Genomic DNA, 20,772 nt, shown 5'->3' on the forward strand with positions numbered 1-20,772 from the left:
TCTATTCCTCCTCTGATTTGTGTAATGCTCTTACTACAATTCTCGACCCTTCTGTTTTCACAATAACAACCGTCTGGTCAGCTCCAATAAAACTCCCTTCCGTCACAACATCCAATCTTTCATTATCAAACAAAGCAGTTCCTGAAGGTCTGAGCGGAGTTATGGATTTACCTTCTAATCCGATCAGCTCTAACCTTGTGACAGAAGACACATACCCTTTTTCTGCCGATGTAGCATCACTTAAAATCACTCGTTTGAAAAATCCTTTCTCTAATCCGATTGTTTTAAACAATATGATGGAAACAGCAATTGTAACGAGAAGAGCAACTCCAATACTCATCGCCATTTGCCCCATATCTGCGGAAGACAGCATTAATGACGTAACGATTGCTGCAACACCGGCGATCCCTAATATACCACTGGAAATAAAAAACTCTGCAACAATTAATCCTATTCCTAATACAAGCAGAATTATGGCCTCATAGCCGGCGAGACCTGCAACAATATGTCCGTAGAAGAATAATACCAGGGAAAGGATTCCCATCGTTCCGGGGATGCCAAAACCAGGGGAATATAACTCAACGACTAAGCCAATGCTGGCTACCGATAACAATATAGGGATGACGACTGGATCTGTAAGGAACCTTGCAAAATTCTCTGCAGGAGTAGGACTAGTTTCAACTACTTGAGCTTCAGACAAATCAAGTTCATTAAGTAATTCTACGCGATCCTGTACGATGCCTTCAGCATAACCTACCTCTTCCGCTTGGTTAGGACCAAGCGTTAAGAATTCCCCCTCAGGTGCACCGTAATCCGGTAAATCAATACTGCTGTCGGCCATCGCTCTGGCATAGATTGGATCTCTATCATTGGCTTCCGCAGCAGCTACCATTGAAGAAATCCAGGCCGATTGTGCTTTCTTATCTGCTGCAGTACCATCAGAATTAATAACTCCGGACGCCCCCATCGTTGCCTGCGGCTTCATATAGATCTGATCTGCATTCAGTGCAATATAAGAACCGGCGGAATAGGCCTGACTTGTAATGTATGCCGTATTCGGCACATTTAAGTCCTGGAGGAGTTCACCAATCGTGCCAGCAGCATCAACTCTGCCTCCTGGAGTATCAATCTCAAATATGATATGGTCAGCTCCGTTTTCAATCGCCTCACTCGTTGTCCTTTCCAGAAAAGCAGTCATCCCCCGCTCCACGGTGCTCTCCACAGGAATGACATAAACTTGTTCGCCTTCCCCATCAGCACTGACGAATGAAGACAGGTGAACCACTATTAAGAATACAGCTAATAAAGCGCTTGCCCAGAGAGGAAACCGCCCCGCCTTTTTACTCAACCTATCACCCCCTTATTCTATCTTAACCGTTGAATACTATCTATACGTTTTTATTATAAAATAAGTTTCATTAAATTAAAAAAGACTCCCCTTAAAATTAAAGGGAGTCTTCCTCTTACAATTACGATAATTGCTTAAGTACGAGCTGATTCACCTTAGAACCATCTGCTTTGCCTTTAACTTTAGGCATAACAGCACTCATCACTTTACCCATGTCGGCTTTAGACGAGGCCCCTACTTCTTTAATGGTATCCTGAACAACCTGCTCAAGTTCCTGATCAGACAGCTGCTCCGGCATATATACTTGTAAAATCTCAATTTCATGATTAAGTTCTTCTACAAGATCGTCACGTCCAGCTTCTTTAAACTCATGGAGGGAATCGTTACGCTGTTTTACCTCGCGGGATAAAACGGTAAGTTCTTCTTCTTCAGATAGTTCATTTTTACCCAGTTTAATCGCTTCATTCTGAATTGAAGCTTTCACCATGCGAATCACAGATAGAGTCTTTTTGTCTCTAGCTTTCATCGCGGTTTTCATATCTTGGTTTAGACGTTCAGTAATTGACATCTATTTTGCACCCTCTTTAGATCACTTGCGCTTTCTAGCGGCCTCAGACTTTTTCTTACGGCGTACGCTAGGCTTATCGTAGTATTCACGCTTACGATATTCAGCTAATGCACCGCTTTTTGATACATCGCGCTTGAAGCGACGAAGAGCATCTTCAAGTGACTCGTTTTTACGAACGCGAGTTGTTTTTGACATGCTATTTCCCTCCCTCCGAAGCAAAAAAACTGTTTCTCTGCTTGTATAGGCGACACCACCCATACCTTCGACAATTATATTATATTGAAGGGATGTGGTCAACTTTTTTTGATAAACATTATCTATTAATAATCAGAAGAGCCTGTCTCACCATTTATAATGGCAATCCCCGCACTTGCTCCAATCCTGGTTGCGCCTGCTTCAATAACTGCTTTGGCTCCCTCATAGTCTCTTACTCCTCCGGAAGCTTTAACCCCTAAATCAGGGCCTACTGTTTTTCTCATCAGACTGATATCTTCCACAGTAGCTCCCCCACCTGAGAATCCGGTTGAAGTCTTCACAAAATCAGCCCCGCCATCCTTAGTTAGCTCCGAAGCTGTAACTTTCTCTTCTTCAGTAAGCAGAGAGGTTTCAATAATAACTTTGACTAAAGCTTGCCCTTTAGCTTCTTTGACAACTGCCTTAATATCCTCTAATACAAATTCTTTATTACCTGATTTTAATTCACCCACATTAATTACCATATCAACTTCCGCAGCACCATTCTTAATAGCCTGACGGGTTTCGAAGACTTTAGTTTCTGTGGTGGTAGCACCGAGCGGGAATCCTATAACCGTACATACTTTTACATCTGTACCTTCTAATAACTCCTTACAGTAACTGACCCAGTGAGGATTAATACAAACTGACATAAAGTTATTCTCGCGTGCTTCCTTACAAATTTGTTCAATTTTATCTTTTGTTGTATCCGGTTTTAATTGAGTATGATCAATTAACTTCGCTAAATTATGCTCCATAGCAGTCTTCCTTTCTGGTGGTTGTACGTACATCTCTTGTATCATAGCACTATTATACAGAAAAAGCGAGCAATTATGAAAAGGCTCTCATGTTTTATACATCCACTATGTTTTCCATAGCAGATCTTTACCTATTCTTCTAGTTGATATGAAAGAGCAGATAGGAAATATAGAGGTGCTGTTTCCATCCTTAAAATCCTTGGTCCTAAGGAGATAGAGAAGAAACCCTCTTCAAGAAAAGCAGATACCTCGTGAGGTGAAAAACCGCCCTCAGGGCCAAAAACCACTAGCACATTTTCCCCTGGATTTATCCTTGTGAGAGCAGTGTGAAGAGTATTGGACTTCCCCTCCCTTGCTTCCCCTTCATAAGCAAGGAATTTGTGTTCATAGTCTTTTAAACGAGTTACTTCACTAAGTTTCATTAGTTTTCTAATAGAAGGAATACGGGTTCGTTCTGATTGTTCACTGGCCTCTTTTGCGATTTTTTCCAGACGGATAATCTTTTTGTCTGTTTTTTTATTGTCCCACTTAGCAACAGAGCGGTCTGCTTGATAAGGAATAAATGAAAAAGCCCCAAGTTCAGTCCCTTTTTGTACAACTTGTTCCATTTTATCCCCTTTTCCCAGGCTTTGCACGATTGTAACTTTCACAGGCAATTCCAGGTCTTCGGCCATTTTCTCTTCAATCTTGCAATTCACCTGTCCTGTACGAATGGCTGTAATTGAACATACAGCCGGCCCCTCATCAGGGTGGATACATATCAACTTATCTCCCTCGGTCATACGCATGACATTAACGATATGATGAACGTCGTCATTATTAATGTAGACGTGAGTTTGATCCCAATTTGAAGATTCTACAAAGTAACGCTGCAATGGTTTTCACACCCTATTTTTTAGCTATAACTGAAATCCAGTCTTCCATTTTATTAGTTTCTACTATTTCAAAGCCAGCTTGCTTTAAACGGTTTAACACAACTTCTTTTTTTCCTGAGATAATACCCGAAGTTATAAAATAGCCGCCTTTTTTCAGGAGCTTATAAGCATCGTCCACAAACTTAACGATGATTTCCGCTAAAATATTAGAAACAATTAAATCGGGCGTCACGGATACACCACTCAGCAGGTCATTTTTACTGGCAGTGATTTGATTCTGGACCTGATTTAACTCTGCATTAATTCCGGTGCTGCTTACCGCGACTTCGTCAAGGTCAAATGCATGTACATGGTCAGCCCCTAGTAAAATAGATGCTACACTTAAAATTCCTGATCCTGAGCCGACATCAACGACTACATCATCTTGCTTTAAGTATTGTTCCAATGCTTGCATGCTTAGAACTGTGGTTGGGTGTGTGCCCGTACCAAATGCCATACCTGGATCCATTTCAATAATCAGTTCATCACTGGATACAGGTTCATAGTCTTCCCACGTAGGAATAATCGTAATACGCTCTGAGATTTTTACGGGTTTATAATATTTTTTCCAGGCAGTAGCCCAGTCTTCCTCATGAATTTCATTAAGTGATACGTTGTTATAACCAATATCTATGTCATATTCCTTTAAGTTGGTGACAGATTGTTTAATGGATTCTACTGTCTCGCCAAGAAAGCTGTTCATTTGTAAGTAGGCCTTTACGTAAACACCTTCTGCCGGGTAGTCTTCCGGGTTTAATTCGTAAATTTCACCGAGTCCTGTCTCTTCTTTAATCATATCTCGAGGATCTTCAATAACAACTCCGCTTGCTCCAGCTTCATGCAGCACATTAGATACAGGTTCTATGGCTTCATTGGTTGTATGAATACATATTTCAGACCACTTCATTATCAATCAACTCACTTTTCTAATTTAAGTATGGGTAGAATATGAAACAATGAGGATTCCACTAATTTTTAAAATCTAATGGGGCTCATCTGACATAGATAGTAGAAAAAAAGAAGTGCCTAGCACTCAAGGCTCCGGGTTGTCCCGTAAACTGATATCTGCTAGACACTCTCTTCGTTGTGATTAATCACCTTTAAACGCACGCTTCATTCTTTCAAAGAATGTACCATGCTGTTCCTCTGTAACTTCGTTACCACTAATTTCATTAAATTCACGAATTAACTCTTTCTGACGTTCTGTTAAGTTTTTCGGAGTAATCACACGAATCTTAACATGTTGATCTCCCTGTCCCCGGCCATGAACATTAGGTGCTCCCTTATCTTTTAAGCGGAACGTCTTACCAGTCTGTGTACCCGCAGGTATTTTTAATTTTACTTTTCCATGCACAGTCGGCACTTCTATTTCATCACCCAGGGCAGCTTGTGCAAAGGTTAGTGGGATCTCACAAAAGATGTGATCGCCCTCACGTTCAAAGAACTCATGAGGCTGTACACGGATGACCACAAACAAGTCTCCCGCAGGTCCGCCGTTCACACCTGCTTCCCCTTTTCCTGGAACACGAATCTGCTGTCCTTCTTCAATACCAGCAGGAATATCAATATGAATTTTTTTACGATTGGTGACCCGTCCATCGCCGCCGCAAGTATTACATTTATCTTTTACGATTTGACCGCTTCCCTGGCAGTAATGACACACACGACGATTTACCACTCGGCCAAATGGAGTATTCTGCTCCTGATTAATTTGACCGCTTCCTTGACAATGGGAACATGTTTCCGGAGAGGTACCTGGCTTAGCGCCTGATCCATCACATGTTTCACACGTCTCTTCAGTTGGAATCTCAACATCCGTACTTTTACCGAAAATAGCTTCTTCAAATTGGAGTGTCATGGAATACTGGAGATCGGCTCCCTTTCGCGGAGCATTTGGATCTCTACGGCGACCACCGCCGCCAAAGAACATATCAAATATATCTCCAAAACCACCAAAATCTTCTCCACCGCCAAAGCCTCCAAAACCCTGGCCTTGTGGACCGGCATGGCCAAACTGATCATACTGGGCACGTTTCTGCTGGTCACTTAGTGTTTCATATGCTTCTTTAGCTTCCTTAAATTTATCGGAGGCATTTTCCTCTTCACTTACGTCTGGGTGGTATTTACGCGCAAGCTTTCGGTATGCTTTCTTAATTTCTTCCTTAGAAGCATCCTTGGATACCCCCAGAACTTCATAATAATCTCGTTTACTCACTTGTCGATCACTCTCCCGGACACTATTGCATAAAGTCTATATTAACACTCTCTCTTATGTTCAAGCAACTCATAGAGAGAAATACAGGATAATGCAATTGACCTGAAAAAAGTCAAAGCCAAGATGATCCTGACTTTGACTTTTTCATTTCAATCACTTACTTTTTATTTTCATCTTCGTTTACTTCTTCATAATCTGCATCAACCACATCATCTTCAGCATTTCCCTGCTCTCCTTGAGCCGCTTCGGCTTGCTGCTGAGCCTGTTCATAGAGTTTAACTGAAAGATTTTGGACTTGTTCTTGAAGCGCTTCTTTCTTCTCTTTAATAACTTCGAGATCTTCGCCTTCAAGTGCAGTTTTTAATTCTTCTTTGGCTGATTCAGCTTTTTCCTTCTCTTCATCAGTTACTTGATCACCTAGATCCTTGATCGTTTTATCTGTAGTAAAGACTAGCTGGTCAGCTTCGTTGCGAAGTTCAATCGCTTCACGTTTCTTCTTATCTTCTTCTGCGTTTTCTTCCGCCTGACGAACCATTTCTTCTACTTCTTCATCAGAAAGGCCGGAAGAAGACTTAATTGTAATGGACTGCTCTTTGTTCGTACCCATATCCTTCGCGCGTACGTTCACAATACCGTTCGCATCGATATCGAAGCTTACTTCGATTTGCGGTACACCGCGTGGAGCCGGTGGAATATCAGTCAACTGGAAGCGGCCAAGCGTTTTGTTATCCTGCGCCATCTCACGTTCACCCTGAAGTACGTGGATATCAACAGCTGTCTGGTTATCAGCTGCAGTAGAGAACACTTGTGAGTGGCTGGTTGGAATTGTAGTATTACGCTCAATCAATTTTGTCGTTACGCCGCCCATTGTTTCAATTCCAAGAGAAAGCGGCGTAACGTCTAGAAGCACAACGTCTTTAACGTCACCCTGAAGCACTCCGCCTTGAATAGAGGCACCAAGTGCTACCACTTCATCTGGGTTAACGCCTTTAGAAGGTTCTTTTCCAACTTCTTTCTTAATAGCCTCTTGTACTGCAGGAATTCGAGTAGATCCACCTACAAGGATTACCTTGTGAATATCATTTGCACTTAAACCAGCATCTTTAATTGCCTGACGAGTCGGCTTCATGGAACGCTCAACAAGATCTGATGCCAATTCTTCAAATTTAGCACGAGTCAACGTCATTTCTAAGTGAAGCGGGCCTGCTTCTCCAGCAGTAATGAATGGCAGAGAAATCTGAGTTTGGGCTACACCGGATAAATCTTTCTTCGCTTTCTCAGCAGCATCTTTCAGGCGCTGTTTAGCCATTTTGTCTTGTGAAAGATCGATACCATTTTCTTTCTTGAATTCAGCAACCATGTGATCAATGATTACTTCATCAAAGTCGTCACCACCAAGACGGTTATCTCCAGCTGTAGCTACAACTTCAAAGGTACCCTCACCAATATCCAGGATAGACACGTCGAACGTACCACCGCCAAGGTCATAAACAAGAATCGTTTGGTCCTGGTCTTCTTTATCAATACCGTATGCCAGCGCAGCAGCTGTCGGTTCGTTAATGATACGCTCAACTTCAAGGCCGGCGATTTTACCTGCATCTTTTGTTGCCTGACGTTCTGCATCGTTAAAATAAGCCGGTACAGTAATAACCGCTTTATCTACTGTTTCACCAAGATAGTCTTCAGCATAGCCTTTAATATATTGAAGAATAATCGCTGAAACTTCCTGAGGCGTATATTCTTTACCTTCGACTTCCACCTTGTGGTCTGTACCCATATAGCGTTTGATGGAAAGAATTGTGTTAGGGTTTGTAATTGCTTGACGCTTCGCTACTTCCCCTACCTGACGCTCACCATTTTTAAATGCTACGGCAGAAGGAGTTGTACGGTTACCTTCCGGGTTAGGAATAACCTTGGATTCCCCACCTTCCATTACTGCTACACAAGAGTTTGTTGTACCTAAATCAATTCCAATGATCTTACTCATAAATCTTATCCTCCTCTACGAAATTCACTAATTATTGATTTACTTTAACCATAGCCGGTCGAATTACACGATCGTTTAAACGATATCCTTTTTGAAGCTGTTCGACGACTATGTTGGATTCATAATTTTCATCCTCTACCTGCATGACAGCCTGATGCAGATGAGGGTCAAACACCTCACCCTGAGCCGGGATTTCTTCAACCCCTTCTTTATCAAGAGCGGACTGGAATTGGTCGTATACCATCTTCATCCCATTGGCGAAGTTTTGAGCTGACTCTCCATCCACCTCCACTTGCAGGGCGCGTTCAAAGTTATCCAGCACAGGGATAAGTTCTTCTACTAAAGATTGAGATTTATATTTCCGGTCAGCCTCTCTCTCTTTTTGAGTTCGGCGACGGAAATTATCATAATCAGCCTGAAGACGAAGAAGTCGATTTTGGATCTCTTCTTTTTCCTCGCGAAGTCGATCAGCTTCACTGTATTCTTCGCTCGTTTCAGCCTGGTCACTTTCAGTGTTGTTATCATCTTCATTCGGTTGATCTATAATTTCTTGTTCCACTGTTTCTTCCTGTTTCTTACCTTCCATGACGTACACCTCCTTGATTCCCTTTCACCGTTATGACTATAACATGAATTTATATTTATAAAAAAGCAATAGACAAAAAGAAGCGATGGGAGTTTTAGCTTTCCCATCTGATTTCCCTCTTTACGACGTTAACTAATACCACGCACGAAAAGTGTCTGTCATTTGCTTAGATAATACATTCAATAGTGACACTACCCGATTATATTCCATCCTGGTAGGACCTAACAAAGCGATTGTTCCTACTTGTTCGTTGCCGAGTGTATAACTTGCTGTGATTAAGCTGCAATTTTGCATCGCATCAAATGGATTTTCATGACCAATACGGACATGCACACCTTTTTCCCCGGACCTCAGAAGGTCAGCCATTTCACTTTCTTTTTCAATGACTGCATATAAAGAGCGGACTTTATCCAGATCTTTAAATTCCGGCTGCATTAAAATGTTTGTTTTTCCGCCTATATACAGCTTAGTCTGATGGTCATCCAGCAAAGCTGCTTGTAAATAGGAGAAGGCATAATCATGCTGGTCAGTATGTGACCTGATTAGCTCTAGAATTTCGGACTGCAGCTTTTCATAAAGCTGAACTAAAGGAACACCTCTTAAACGGTCATTCAGGATATTAACCATTTTCTCCAATTGTGACTGATCCATTTCAACTGGAACATTGAAGGCTCTGTGTTCCACGTGACCTGTATCTGTAACGAGAATCGCAATAGCCGATTGTTCATTTAAAGGCACAATCTGCAGTTGCTTAAGCTTAGTTTCGAACACTTCAGGTCCGAGTATAATGGATGTATAATTGGTTAACTCAGATAAGATTCCAGCAGATTTCTGAACAATTCGCTCAAACTCCATTCTTCTATCATTGAATGCTTGTTTGATCGTCTTTAACTCCTGGTTAGTTAACCGCAGAGGTGACAGTAAATGATCAACGTAGAACCGGTAACCTTTTTCAGAAGGAACCCGTCCTGAAGAAGAGTGCGTTTTTTCCAGGAAGCCCATTTCTTCTAAATCTGCCATTTCATTTCTTATAGTAGCAGAACTGTAAGTGATCTCTTCCTTCTTAGACAAAGACCTGGACCCAACAGGCTGTGCAGTAAGGATAAATTCATCAATGATGACTTGCAGAATTAATAGTTGTCTCTCCGTTAACATCGATAATCACCCCTATTAGCACTCGGGTTAAGTGAGTGCTAAATCTAATAATAAATTATCAAAAGGCCTTTTCATTGTCAATGGATTTACTTCGTTTTTTATCCTTCCAGCAGAAATTCCTGAAAGACCTCATTCCCTAGCAGCTGGCCACGTTCTGTAAGATGGAGATATCCCGATTCCTCCTTAAGCAATCCTCTCTCCTTCAACTGAGGAAGGGCAGTTGTAAATACTGCATGGATCGGACGGCCGTACTTCTCTTCAAAACGTGCTGAAGATACTCCTTCCACTTTTCTTAAGCCAAGAAACATTTCTTCTTCCATTTGTTCTTTTAACCCTACTGGTTCTTTATGCAGGATTGGACGTCCATTTGCTGTCGCTTGTTTCACATAAGCCGGAAGCGGACGGATATTAATCGTGCGGACCCCTGGGAGGTATCCATGAGCACCTGCACCGATTCCAAAATAATATTCATTATTCCAGTATGTCAGGTTATGCTTACTCTCATAACCAGGCTTTGCAAAATTACTAATTTCATACTGCCTAACCCCATGAACTTTTAGCTTAGACTGAAGAAGCTCATACATTTCCGCCTCATCTTCTTCAGGTGGTTTTACGAGCGTGCCTTTTTTATAACGCTGATAAAATATAGTTTTCGGCTCAATTTGTAATGAGTACGAGGAATAGTGAGGCAGATCAAACTCCAAGGCTTCGTCAATTGTAGTTTCAAAATCTTTTACCGACTGTCCCGGCAAAGCGTACATTAAATCAATGCTGATATTTGTTAATCCTTCACTTAGAAGACGACTCACATTCGTATAGACATCCTGGACTTTATGAATACGGCCGATTTTTTCAAGCATCTCGTCATCAAATACTTGCACTCCAAGAGAAATTCGATTAACACCATATGCTTTTAACATTTTCACTTTTTCTAAATCTAAATCTCCAGGGTTTGCTTCAAATGTATATTCTTCACACTTTTCAACTTGAAAATGGTTTTCGATCATCATAAGCAGTTTTTTTAGCTGAGGTGCTGTTAATGCAGTTGGCGTGCCGCCGCCTACGAAAATTGTCTTTACTGCTGCTTTTTCTTCTGGAATGTACGTGTGAATTTCATTTTGTAATGCTGATAGATATTCGTCAGCAAGCCGCTCATTATAGAAAAATTTTGTAAAATCACAGTAATGACAGATCTGCTGACAAAACGGAATGTGTATATAAGCTGAAGAAATATTCATGCTGCCCAACCTTTCATAAGGAAAACCGCAAGAGGGGTGCTCCTGCGGTCTGCTCCTTGCACGTATTAGTCTTCATCAATTTCTAAAACGGACATAAACGCTTCCTGAGGAACTTCAACTGAACCTACCATCTTCATCCGTTTCTTACCTTCTTTTTGCTTTTCCAAGAGCTTACGCTTACGGGAGATGTCTCCTCCATAGCATTTAGACAGGACGTTTTTACGCATTGCTTTAATGGTCGTCCGGGCTACGATTTTATTGCCGATTGCTGCCTGCACCGGGACTTCAAACTGCTGTCTCGGAATCAGCTTCTTCAATTTTTCAGCAATCATCTTTCCTCTTTCATAAGCAAAATCACGATGGACGATAAAAGATAACGCATCGATGGTATCGCCGTTTAGCAGGATGTCCATTTTCACTAAATTAGAACTCCTGTACCCAACTAATTCATAATCAAATGAAGCATAACCTTTAGTTTGTGACTTTAACGAGTCGAAGAAGTCATAAACGATTTCGGATAATGGAATTTCATATACAATATTTACTCTGTTATCATCCAAGTACTGCATATCCATAAAATTACCACGTTTCCGCTGGCAAATTTCCATTACTGGACCGACAAAGTCGTTTGGCACCATAATGGTAGCTTTAACATACGGTTCCTGAACCTCTTCCACCTGTTGGTTATCAGGCATCATAGAAGGGTTGTCCACCTCTACTTCACTGCCATCTGTTAATTTAACTGAATAGATTACGCTTGGGGCAGTCGTAATAAGGTCAATTTTATATTCTCTTTCTATTCTTTCCTGTATGATTTCCATGTGCAGCATTCCAAGAAAGCCGCACCTGAAGCCAAAGCCCAGCGCCTGGGAGGTTTCAGGTTCATATTGAAGGGAGGAATCGTTCAGTTCCAACCTTTCAAGAGCATCTCTTAGATCATTGTAATTAGCTGCATCTACTGGATATAGACCACAGAAAACCATCGGGTTCATCTTTTTGTAGCCGGGGAGCGGTTCAGCGGCAGGTCGATTCGCTTTTGTGATCGTATCCCCAACACGGGAATCGCCGATGTTTTTTATAGAGGCCGTTAAATAGCCGACATCTCCTACATTTAGTTCTTTAAGAGGTGTCGGGGTCGGTCTGAACACCCCTACCTCATTGACTTCGAACTCTTTTTCTGTTGCCATCATCTTAATCGTATCCCCAACTTTTACTGAACCTTCCCGGACACAAGTATAGGCTACCACTCCACGGTAGGAATCGTATAAAGAATCAAAAATCAGAGCTTTTAACGGGTCGTCGGCATTTCCTTCAGGAGCCGGGATGTCCGTTACGATACGCTCTAGTATTTCATCAATGCCTACCCCTTCTTTTGCCGATGCTAAGATAGCATCAGAAGCGTCAATTCCAATTACATCTTCAATTTCCTGTTTAATTCTTTCAGGGTCTGCGCCTGGGAGGTCAATTTTATTAATGACAGGAATAATTTCCAGGTCATTCTCTAGAGCCAGGTAAACATTGGCCAATGTCTGGGCTTCGATCCCCTGGGCAGCATCTACTACTAAAATTGCACCTTCACAAGCAGCTAAACTACGGGACACTTCGTATGTAAAATCGACATGTCCTGGAGTATCAATTAAATGAAACGTATAGTCTTGTTGATCATTTGCTTTGTAATTAAGCTGCACAGCGTTTAGTTTAATTGTGATGCCACGTTCTCTTTCTAAGTCCATCGCATCTAAGAACTGCTCTTTCATCTCCCTTTGAGTCAGAGCTTTAGTTTTTTCTAAAATCCGGTCGGCAAGCGTCGATTTCCCATGGTCTATATGAGCAATAATCGAGAAATTGCGAACCCTTTCTTGATTTGATCGTGTTGTCATTATCATCACTCCTACTATTTCGACACACCTATCTACGATGATTATAGCAATAGGAATGACTCGGTTCAATCGATAGTTAAGAAAAAAGCCCTAACCCGAACTCACAAACGAATAGAATAAGAGAAGGATAAAATCAAAACCATGCCTGACGCCTTCCCCCAGTCCATCAGCCATTTCCGCTATCAGCGGGGTCGTTTCCTCATATTCAGGGGCTGTATTCTCATGTTCATCAGGCTCGCAAGCTTTTTCCACTGGTTGAACTTCCTGAGCCTTCTCTGATTGTACCTTATCATATTGATCACTGTTCTTGATCATATATAATGAGCCGCTTACAAATAGAAACAAACCAAGCGCGGTAACCAAAAGAATTTTCATTAGTCTCCACCCTCTTCGTCTGAAACTTCTTCTGCCTGCCAGTAATACTCGCTGAATACTTCCCCTACGGCCTCGGCTGAACGGTACAATTCATCTAAATCATTTTCAACGCCGCCAAACTCAATCAAACTGGCATTAGGGTCTAAATCCTGGTTGTATACTCCATCTACGCCTGATCCTTTTTTCGTTATAACTCCTCTGCTTAGACCTGGATATTCTTCTTCAAGTCTGTTATGAAGTTCTGTTGCTAATTTAAGGTTTTGCTCATATTCGCTGTGCTCCGCTCCTATAACAAAGATGGTTCTTGCATAGTTCTGTCCGTCTATTTCAACAGTCGTGACGTCACGAGGGAGACTATCCCGGTGAAGATCAAAGAAGTAATTAAATGTTTTAGTTTCTGCAATAGCATCTTCTACCACAGTACGGGCCGCATCGTAAGACTGATGATATTCCATATTTTTTTCTTGAAGGACGGAAGTCATATCTGTGTAGTCCACAGAGGTACCAATCCCGTTCTTCTCAAGTGTTTCAGCCAGCCGTTCGCCTACCTTAGTTATATTTACCTCTCCATGGAACGCTTCAGCCACAGGTGTGCCTTCAGGTAAATGTGGAAGGAAGGATTCTCTATTATGGGTGTGATAAATAAAAACTTTATCCTCCGTAATTTCCTCCTGAGACTGATCTTCACTTTCCTCATCCCCTTGTTGTTCCTGGTCCGCATCCTTTGCTTCCCTGTCTTTCTGGACTATATCTACAGGGGCTTCTGATTCTATCGGCAATGTAGTGTAATCTGTTCCTTCCCCTGCAATTACGATGTCACTGTTATAGGAAGACAGGCCGGGAATTTCACGGCCTAACAGGCTCCTTAAATCATGTGGTTTAACACTTGTAAGCATTTGAAAAGAAAGGGAAGACAGACCAGGAAGTTTTGAACCATCTGGATGAGCCTCTGCAAATTGCCGATTTTCCATTTCGAATAAATGAATAAAAGCTCGTCCTTCGATTTGGGCAGTGACATTCTGTATGGTTTGTGAATACAGTTTATATGTAGTCTTGGCACCCGTTAAAAGACCGATACCAAGGAATAATAAGAGAAGGACGATCATAGCTCCGGCAGCTATTACCGACCATTTCTTTAGTAGATGCGGGTTGCGTTTCTTAAATTTCTTTATAGATCCCATCATTCTTCCCCCTATCATGGACTCTAGTAAATCCTATGAAAGGGAGAAATATAATAGAACGACTTCTCTTAAATTGCTTAGAATTTCGTATAGGAAGAAGCTTCTCCTTCTTCAATTTCAGCATGTAATGCGCTGTTTATACCTGAGGCAATCACATTTGCCATATCATGAACAAATGCGTCTACTTCTTTAGGCGTCACCATTAAATTGTGGCCCAGGGGAGTAAGAACCTCTTTGATTAACTGTTTTTTCTCTTCCATGCCTAACTCTCCCAGCATACCCAACACAGCCTTTCTCTCCTCATCCCCCGGCATATCCTCTTCGGTTAATTTTTTTCTTTCAAAAGGGTTTAATGATGGAGATAAAGCATTGGCGGGTCTGTCTTTTTCCTGCCATTCCCGGCCGAAGTGTTTTAAAATGTAGTCGATACTGTCATTTGTAATTGTTACTGCATCAACCACAGTCGGCACACCTATTGAGATAACTGGTATCCCGTACGTTTCCTTACTAATTTCTTTTCTTTTATTCCCTACACCGGAACCAGGATGTATGCCGGTATCGGAAATTTGAATCGTTGCATTAATCCTATTGATCGACCTTGAAGCAAGGGCATCTACTGCAATAACAAAGTCCGGGTTAATTTCGTGAATAATTCCGTGGATCATATCACTCGTTTCAATTCCAGTCACTCCCATTACCCCTGGAGTTACAGCAGAAACAGGACGATAACCTTCTGCTACGGTCTCCGGGTGCAGTTCGAACAGATGACTTGTGACGACCACTTCATTTGTGACGAGAGGTCCAATAGCATCCGGAGTCACATTGTGATTCCCGAGCCCCACGATTAAACAACGGTCTGACTCTTTAATCCCAACTGCTTCCATTACCTTCTGGAGCTGTCTCGATAAGCAAGTTGACAGCCTTACTTGCATGTCTGTATCCTGTTTCCGAATGGCAAGAGATTCGAGTGTAATGTAATTACCGGCTTTTTTTCCAATTCGCTCTGCTCCTGCTTCATCCACCTTAACGTAAGTTAACGTGATATCCTCAAAGCTTTCCTCATTTACAGTAACACCATCCTGCGATTGGCTTTTTTCTTCTTCAGGATGAACATTCATCTCCTGAGCCTCTAAGGCCAGGTCCGTACGAACCGAATATTCCTCTTGATTTAACATATTTTTCAGCCCTCCTTAGGAATAAGTTCTCCCTTGAACAAAATACTATGCAAATGTTCGAAGGAAACCTATTGAAAACGGCGCTCTGCTTTGGTAAAATGACTCTTGTTCGATTATGAACGAGTTTGATGTTTTTACCTGGGAGGTGAAACCATGCCTAATATTAAATCAGCGAAAAAACGCGTACGTGTTAACCAAGATGCTCGTGATTTGAACGCTGCTTTCAAATCTGACATGCGTACGGCAGTGAAGCGTGTGGAGAAGTTAGCAGCAAGTAATGAAGCGGACCAAGCTAAAGAAGCACTTGCAACAGCTGTTAAGAAAATTGATAAAGCAGTACAACGCGGTGCTCTTCACAAAAATAACGGGAACCGTACAAAGTCTCGTTTATCTAAAAAAGTTAACGCGCTTTAATGTGTAACGTTTTTTATGACCAACAGACGATCCTTATTAAGGATCGTTTTTTATTGCTCAAAACTATGGTCGCGTAAATTAAGCGGTTGAGACTAAACTGCATACAGCATAAAATAATCCGAACCGATTTTATTGAAATCAGTTCGGATTATTTAATATGCCAGGAAAGGATTTTTACCATTGCCCGTCAAAATATTTCGCTTTCTGTAGGTACGGCCTTATTTTCTTTGTTAAGCAAAGAGGGCTTTGCTGGCTCTTCAACTCGCTCTGTTCCCGCAGAAGTCTTAAGCATTTTGACAAAGCTAATGACTTACATATCCTATTCAATTTTTTACTGTTCTTTCCTATCATTGCTTTACTTTAGTCTCTGTCTCTTATTTTATAAACTTCCTGACAGGGTATTTGTTCTTGTTTGTTTAATGTGTATTAATTGATATAACAGCATCTCAAAAGCGAGCTCTTTTTCCATTTGCCCCTGTTTCATCATGAAATCCGTATTGGCAAGTTCCTGGATAATTCGGTTGAGCTCTTCATTTGTAAAAGCACGTTCCCTTTTTAACGCCATTTTAATTACAAAAGGATGTGCTTTAACATAATCCCGCATTTGATTTTGAGCATACCCTTTTTGCTTAAGAACTTTCACCTGACTGATTATTCTAAACTGAGAAGCCAGAAGAGCGACTAATGATATAGGTTCTTCATTCGCTTTTAATAAATCCTTAAAAAGCATAACCGCTTTACCTAAATCCCTTTCCATAACTGCATCCACCATTTTCAATCCGGAGGTTTCTGAACTGTGGGATAATAAATCCTCTGCCAGGGCCCGAGTAACCGTACCTCCTTCACCTACATTTAATGCCAACTTTTCCATCTCATTGCGAAGAGCCAGCAGGTTCGTCCCAACTTCCTGTGCGAATAACTCATGGATAGATTCAGGGACAGTAATACGAAATTCTGTCGCAATTGATTGAATCCATTTGTCAATATCCCACTCTTTTACAGGTTGACAGGATTCAACTTTTGCAGCTTTTTTCAATTGTTTAAACACTTTTTTTCTTTCATCCAATTTTTCATAAGGAGCAATGATGATAAGGACAGTATATTCCGCCGGGTTATTTATGTATCGTATAAGCGACTCGACATCATGGTCGAAGGTTAAAGACTCAGGTTTAGCTTTAAGAAACACAGGATTGTAAGCAATAACGACTTTATTCTCGCCTAAAAATGGAAATGTTTCAGCATCGGTAACTACATCTTCTACGGGCGTTTCTTCCAGGTCATATTGAGCTACATTAAATTCGCGGTCTTCCGGTGCGAGCGTCGTTTCTATAATTTTCTTTTTATGGTTCTGTATTAAATAATCCTCTGCTCCATATAATAAATAAATCTGCTTAGCCAAAATTTTTCTCCCTTTCCGGTTTGTAAAAAAGTTGCGGTGGTGTCCCTTTTCAGGGAATGGTTTCGTGCTTCTATTTTATGGTTAAACTTAGAGATCTGTCAAAACTGCACCACCGCAAACATCTATATAAACGTCTCTTCCATAGCCCCGGACGCTACAAAAGAAAACGATGTTGTCTCCCTCATGACATTAGTGTGACCGTTTAGGGGAGAATTATCTTTGACAAGTCTTGCTAGATGAGGCAAACAAAAAATCGAATAGAGGATCACTTACAAAGCATGTGGATTTTTGATCATATATCACTTATAATGGAAAATGATATAGGAGGGGTAACCATGAATGAGTTCAAGAAAGATATTCAATCAAAAACAAATGACGTCATTGATTCTGGAATCGGTTTTGTTGCTTCATTTGTTTTCTTCTTCGTCATTTTTGGGATAGGCGTGGTATTCTCAGTTATTGGACAATAATCCATAATCAGGATGAAAGGCTGCTTACTATAAAGCAGTCTTTTTTAATTTCTTTCCGCATTATACGTTAGTTCCGTATAAAACGTTCCATCTTCTCCTTTAAATAAATATTGAACGGCACCATGTATATCAGTTCTATAAATATCCACCCCTTCTTTTTCAAGCGATTCCATGACCACTTGGTGAGGATGTCCGTATCGATTGTTTTCCCCCGCAGAAACTAAGGCTGCTTCAGGCTGAGTCTGCCTGAGCCATTCCTCTCCTGTTGAGGTATCGCTCCCATGGTGACCTACTTTTAATACATCAGCTGATAATTCCGGATAATCCTTTAAGAGCTCTCCTTCTATACTCTTTGATATGTCCCCTGTGAATAACCAGGAACGTCCCCCCAGCTCTGTATAGATAACTAATGAATTATTATTTTCATCTCTGGTATCCCTTCCTGGATGGAGAATAAAAAACTGATAATTATGGATATGTAAAGTATCTCCTTTTTTCACTACTTTCCATTTCTTTTCGGCTTGTTCATAAAAGGGACTGACAAAAATGTGGTTAATATCCATTGAGGAATTTAGAAAATCAACACTACCACTATGGTCCTGGTCTTTGTGTGATACAAACAACGCATCAATTGTTCTTATCCCATTAGATTTAAGAAAAGGTTCGATAATGTGATCTGCTGTACTGGAAGGGTTATTTGAGAAAAAAGATGGGCCTGCGGCATCAACCATAACTACACCTCTTCGATAAGGAAGCTCGATTACAAAGGAATCCCCCTGCCCGACGTCAAGCATGGTAACTTTGCCATAAGGATTAAAATAAGGAATAAAGCAATACACCATTAAAAGAATAACCATTATAACTCCATAAGCAAAGGCTTTTATTAATCGGCCCTCTCCCCACTTCTTCATCATCCCTGCAAATATAAATAAATAGACAACTCCCCATTCGACCGGCAACTCACCAACTGTCCATTGTATATTTATTCCATCACTAAGAGAAATAAGTAACTGAAGAAACCCCTCATGTATTTTTACAAGTAGTTCTGACACTTCCTTAACTGTGGACGGAAGAAGCCAACACATAATGACCAGCATTAATATAATAGGAATGACAAATAAAGAAAAGTAAGGAACAAGGACTATATTTAAAATCAGTGAAAGAGGGTTAAATTCATAAAAATGATTAAGCTGAATAGGAAGGATAGCTAATTGACTTACCATGCTGATAATAGCTGAAATTGTTAGAGGAATCTGGGATAATAACAGGGGTTTTGACAACAGGAGAGCAAATGTAACTAAAAATGAAAATTGGAAACCTAGATGAAACAAATAAGCCGGTTCAAAGCATAGTAAAAAGAAAGCAACTACGGCTAAAACATCCGTGACATTCACCCTGTATCTAACCATAGTAAACCCGATTAAGAGCATCGCCATTATGGAAGCTCTAATTACTGAAGGCTCAGCACCAGCCAGAAAACAATAACCCGGAAGAACAATAAACAAGCATAGCCTCGTCTTTTCGATCGTTACAAAGCCCGTCCTGTAGAGTAAGAAAAAAAGCCCTCCAATAAACAACCCTACGTGAAGTCCCGAAATAGCCAGGAGATGAGACAAGTTAAAATCTCTAAACCAATCCATAACTTCTGTATCTAAATAAGCGCTGTCACCGAAGACCAGAGCAGAGACCCAGGGATAGGCTCGGTCGTCTACCGAAGCTGCTGTGTAATCAATTAAGGTTTGGCGTGCCATATAAACTTTATGAAAGAACGAAGCCCCATTACAGTTTAACTGCGAGGACGATTCTATAATGATCTCAGAATAAATCCCTTTTTGGAACAAATAATTTTTGTAATCAAACTGGCCAGGATTTCTAGCAGAATCGGGAGAACGATTTAAACCTTTGATGTCGCAAACAGCACCATATTTCAATTTAGAAAGCACTTCATCATCAGGTTGTTTATTAAATAAATACTGAAGAACTGATTTTTCCGTAGAGGTTTCATGCTGAAGGGTCACTCTTATAGTAGAAGGTGTTTGTGTAACCGGGGAAACTACTGTACCTCTAATGTTCCTTACCTTTTCTTCATAGAGTGGCGGATCCGGGGAATTATAGTAGAAGGTAAAACCGAAAATGAAGAGGAAAAGAAGTCCGCCTCTCCATTTCCAGGATTGAAATTTAATAAGCCAAATTATTAGTAAAATCAGAATTACTCCACCAATTATAGCGTCAAAAACTGCCGTTAAGGCCCCTAAAAGAAACGCTAATACGAGGAGGTGAAGGTTAGCTCTCATAAGTTTTCTGCAGAGGGTTGTGGAATAGCTGCCTCGCACGTTTCTTCAGGTCAGATACTGAGGATTCATCAGCATTGCTGTGCTCCAGTTGTTTTACAAGTTCATCCACAAGTTGAGCTTTTTCTAGAGATTCTTCTGCTGTTCCTAATGAGTGCTCTACTTTAACCATTTTCACGTTGGCATCCTCTAAAAGCTGAATGGCGTAAGGGTGGTTCCGATAATCTTCACTGTAATAAACAGCCTTAATCCCTGCTTGGATAATAGCTTTTGTACAATGCAGACAAGGAAAGTGCGTCACATATATTTCTGCTCCTTCTGTAGCCACTCCAAATTTGGCGCATTGAAGCAGCGCATTCATCTCTGCATGAATGGTACGAACGCAGTGGCCATCTATTACATAACAGCCTTCGTCTATACAATGAATGCCTCCACTGACACTGCCGTTATAACCGCCTGCAATCATTCTTTTATCCCGGATTATGACTGCACCTACTGCAAGTCTCTGACATGTACTGCGTGTTTTTAACAAATAACTTTGCGCCATAAAATAGTGATCCCACGATATTCGCTCCATCAGACTT

General features: G+C 41.0%; 20 protein-coding genes. 2 read left to right on the forward strand and 18 right to left on the reverse strand.

Annotated features, from left to right (window positions below; all coding sequences use genetic code 11):
- Position 1: 1 nt before the first annotated feature.
- The 15 genes from C1A12_RS13250 to gpr all read right to left on the reverse strand — a co-directional run bounded on the left by C1A12_RS13250 (position 2) and on the right by gpr (position 15,623).
- A complete protein-coding gene (locus C1A12_RS13250; RefSeq protein ID WP_101844329.1) occupies positions 2–1,348 on the reverse strand; it encodes a nodulation protein NfeD in 1,347 nt (448 codons plus the stop codon).
- A gap of 121 nt (positions 1,349–1,469) precedes the next feature.
- Positions 1,470–1,916, reverse strand: a complete 447-nt coding sequence (locus C1A12_RS13255) for a GatB/YqeY domain-containing protein (RefSeq protein WP_101844330.1) — start codon at positions 1,914–1,916, stop codon at positions 1,470–1,472.
- 21 nt (positions 1,917–1,937) lie between these two features.
- Positions 1,938–2,111, reverse strand: coding sequence for a 30S ribosomal protein S21 (gene rpsU / locus C1A12_RS13260; protein ID WP_082233792.1), 174 nt, complete (start codon positions 2,109–2,111; stop codon positions 1,938–1,940).
- 125 nt (positions 2,112–2,236) lie between these two features.
- The gene (deoC, locus tag C1A12_RS13265; protein ID WP_101844331.1) at positions 2,237–2,908 is read right to left on the reverse strand and encodes a deoxyribose-phosphate aldolase; all 672 of its coding nucleotides are present in this window, start codon (positions 2,906–2,908) and stop codon (positions 2,237–2,239) included.
- A 131-nt stretch (positions 2,909–3,039) separates the two neighbouring features.
- Positions 3,040–3,783: a 16S rRNA (uracil(1498)-N(3))-methyltransferase gene (locus tag C1A12_RS13270; protein ID WP_101844332.1), complete on the reverse strand. Its 744-nt coding sequence runs from the start codon at positions 3,781–3,783 to the stop codon at positions 3,040–3,042.
- Positions 3,784–3,796: 13 nt separating this feature from the next.
- Complete coding sequence (gene prmA, locus C1A12_RS13275; RefSeq protein ID WP_101844333.1) at positions 3,797–4,729, reverse strand: 50S ribosomal protein L11 methyltransferase; 933 nt, start codon at positions 4,727–4,729, stop codon at positions 3,797–3,799.
- Between the two features lie 183 nt (positions 4,730–4,912).
- Positions 4,913–6,037, reverse strand: coding sequence for a molecular chaperone DnaJ (dnaJ, locus tag C1A12_RS13280; protein ID WP_101844334.1), 1,125 nt, complete (start codon positions 6,035–6,037; stop codon positions 4,913–4,915).
- A 157-nt stretch (positions 6,038–6,194) separates the two neighbouring features.
- Positions 6,195–8,024, reverse strand: coding sequence for a molecular chaperone DnaK (dnaK, locus tag C1A12_RS13285; protein ID WP_101844335.1), 1,830 nt, complete (start codon positions 8,022–8,024; stop codon positions 6,195–6,197).
- Between the two features lie 31 nt (positions 8,025–8,055).
- On the reverse strand, positions 8,056–8,610 hold the full coding sequence (grpE, locus tag C1A12_RS13290) for a nucleotide exchange factor GrpE (RefSeq protein WP_101844336.1): 555 nt from the start codon (positions 8,608–8,610) through the stop codon (positions 8,056–8,058).
- 132 nt (positions 8,611–8,742) lie between these two features.
- Positions 8,743–9,765 (reverse strand): heat-inducible transcriptional repressor HrcA, encoded by a 1,023-nt coding sequence (gene hrcA, locus C1A12_RS13295; protein ID WP_101844337.1) that lies wholly within the window; start codon positions 9,763–9,765, stop codon positions 8,743–8,745.
- A gap of 98 nt (positions 9,766–9,863) precedes the next feature.
- Positions 9,864–11,003, reverse strand: coding sequence for a radical SAM family heme chaperone HemW (hemW, locus tag C1A12_RS13300; RefSeq protein ID WP_101844338.1), 1,140 nt, complete (start codon positions 11,001–11,003; stop codon positions 9,864–9,866).
- Between the two features lie 65 nt (positions 11,004–11,068).
- The gene (gene lepA / locus C1A12_RS13305) at positions 11,069–12,883 is read right to left on the reverse strand and encodes a translation elongation factor 4 (RefSeq protein ID WP_101844339.1); all 1,815 of its coding nucleotides are present in this window, start codon (positions 12,881–12,883) and stop codon (positions 11,069–11,071) included.
- Between the two features lie 90 nt (positions 12,884–12,973).
- Positions 12,974–13,258 (reverse strand): hypothetical protein, encoded by a 285-nt coding sequence (locus C1A12_RS13310; protein ID WP_101844340.1) that lies wholly within the window; start codon positions 13,256–13,258, stop codon positions 12,974–12,976.
- Positions 13,258–14,439: a stage II sporulation protein P gene (gene spoIIP, locus C1A12_RS13315; protein WP_101844341.1), complete on the reverse strand. Its 1,182-nt coding sequence runs from the start codon at positions 14,437–14,439 to the stop codon at positions 13,258–13,260. Before spoIIP ends, C1A12_RS13310 begins: the two co-directional genes overlap by 1 nt.
- A 77-nt stretch (positions 14,440–14,516) precedes the next feature.
- Positions 14,517–15,623 (reverse strand): GPR endopeptidase, encoded by a 1,107-nt coding sequence (gene gpr, locus C1A12_RS13320; RefSeq protein ID WP_145997050.1) that lies wholly within the window; start codon positions 15,621–15,623, stop codon positions 14,517–14,519.
- Between the two features lie 144 nt (positions 15,624–15,767).
- On the opposite strand from gpr, the gene rpsT reads away from it, so the two are divergent.
- Complete coding sequence (gene rpsT / locus C1A12_RS13325) at positions 15,768–16,028, forward strand: 30S ribosomal protein S20 (protein WP_101844343.1); 261 nt, start codon at positions 15,768–15,770, stop codon at positions 16,026–16,028.
- Between the two features lie 379 nt (positions 16,029–16,407).
- On the opposite strand, the gene holA is transcribed toward rpsT, so the two are convergent.
- Positions 16,408–17,427: a DNA polymerase III subunit delta gene (gene holA, locus C1A12_RS13330; RefSeq protein ID WP_235001597.1), complete on the reverse strand. Its 1,020-nt coding sequence runs from the start codon at positions 17,425–17,427 to the stop codon at positions 16,408–16,410.
- A gap of 335 nt (positions 17,428–17,762) precedes the next feature.
- Here holA and C1A12_RS13335 point away from each other — a divergent pair, with 335 nt between their 5' ends.
- Entirely contained in the window at positions 17,763–17,897 is a 135-nt protein-coding gene (locus C1A12_RS13335) for a YqzM family protein (RefSeq protein ID WP_101844345.1), read from the forward strand.
- A gap of 44 nt (positions 17,898–17,941) precedes the next feature.
- Here C1A12_RS13335 and C1A12_RS13340 read toward each other — a convergent pair whose 3' ends face one another.
- Positions 17,942–20,191 carry a DNA internalization-related competence protein ComEC/Rec2 gene (locus C1A12_RS13340; RefSeq protein WP_101844346.1) on the reverse strand — a complete coding sequence of 750 codons (2,250 nt, stop codon included), beginning with the start codon at positions 20,189–20,191 and terminating at the stop codon, positions 17,942–17,944.
- Positions 20,181–20,765, reverse strand: a complete 585-nt coding sequence (locus C1A12_RS13345; protein WP_101844347.1) for a ComE operon protein 2 — start codon at positions 20,763–20,765, stop codon at positions 20,181–20,183. Before C1A12_RS13345 ends, C1A12_RS13340 begins: the two co-directional genes overlap by 11 nt.
- Between the last annotated feature and the right edge of the window lie 7 nt (positions 20,766–20,772).

The organism is Halobacillus sp. Marseille-P3879 (assembly GCF_900240285.1).
GTDB lineage: Bacteria > Bacillota > Bacilli > Bacillales > Halobacillaceae > Halobacillus_A.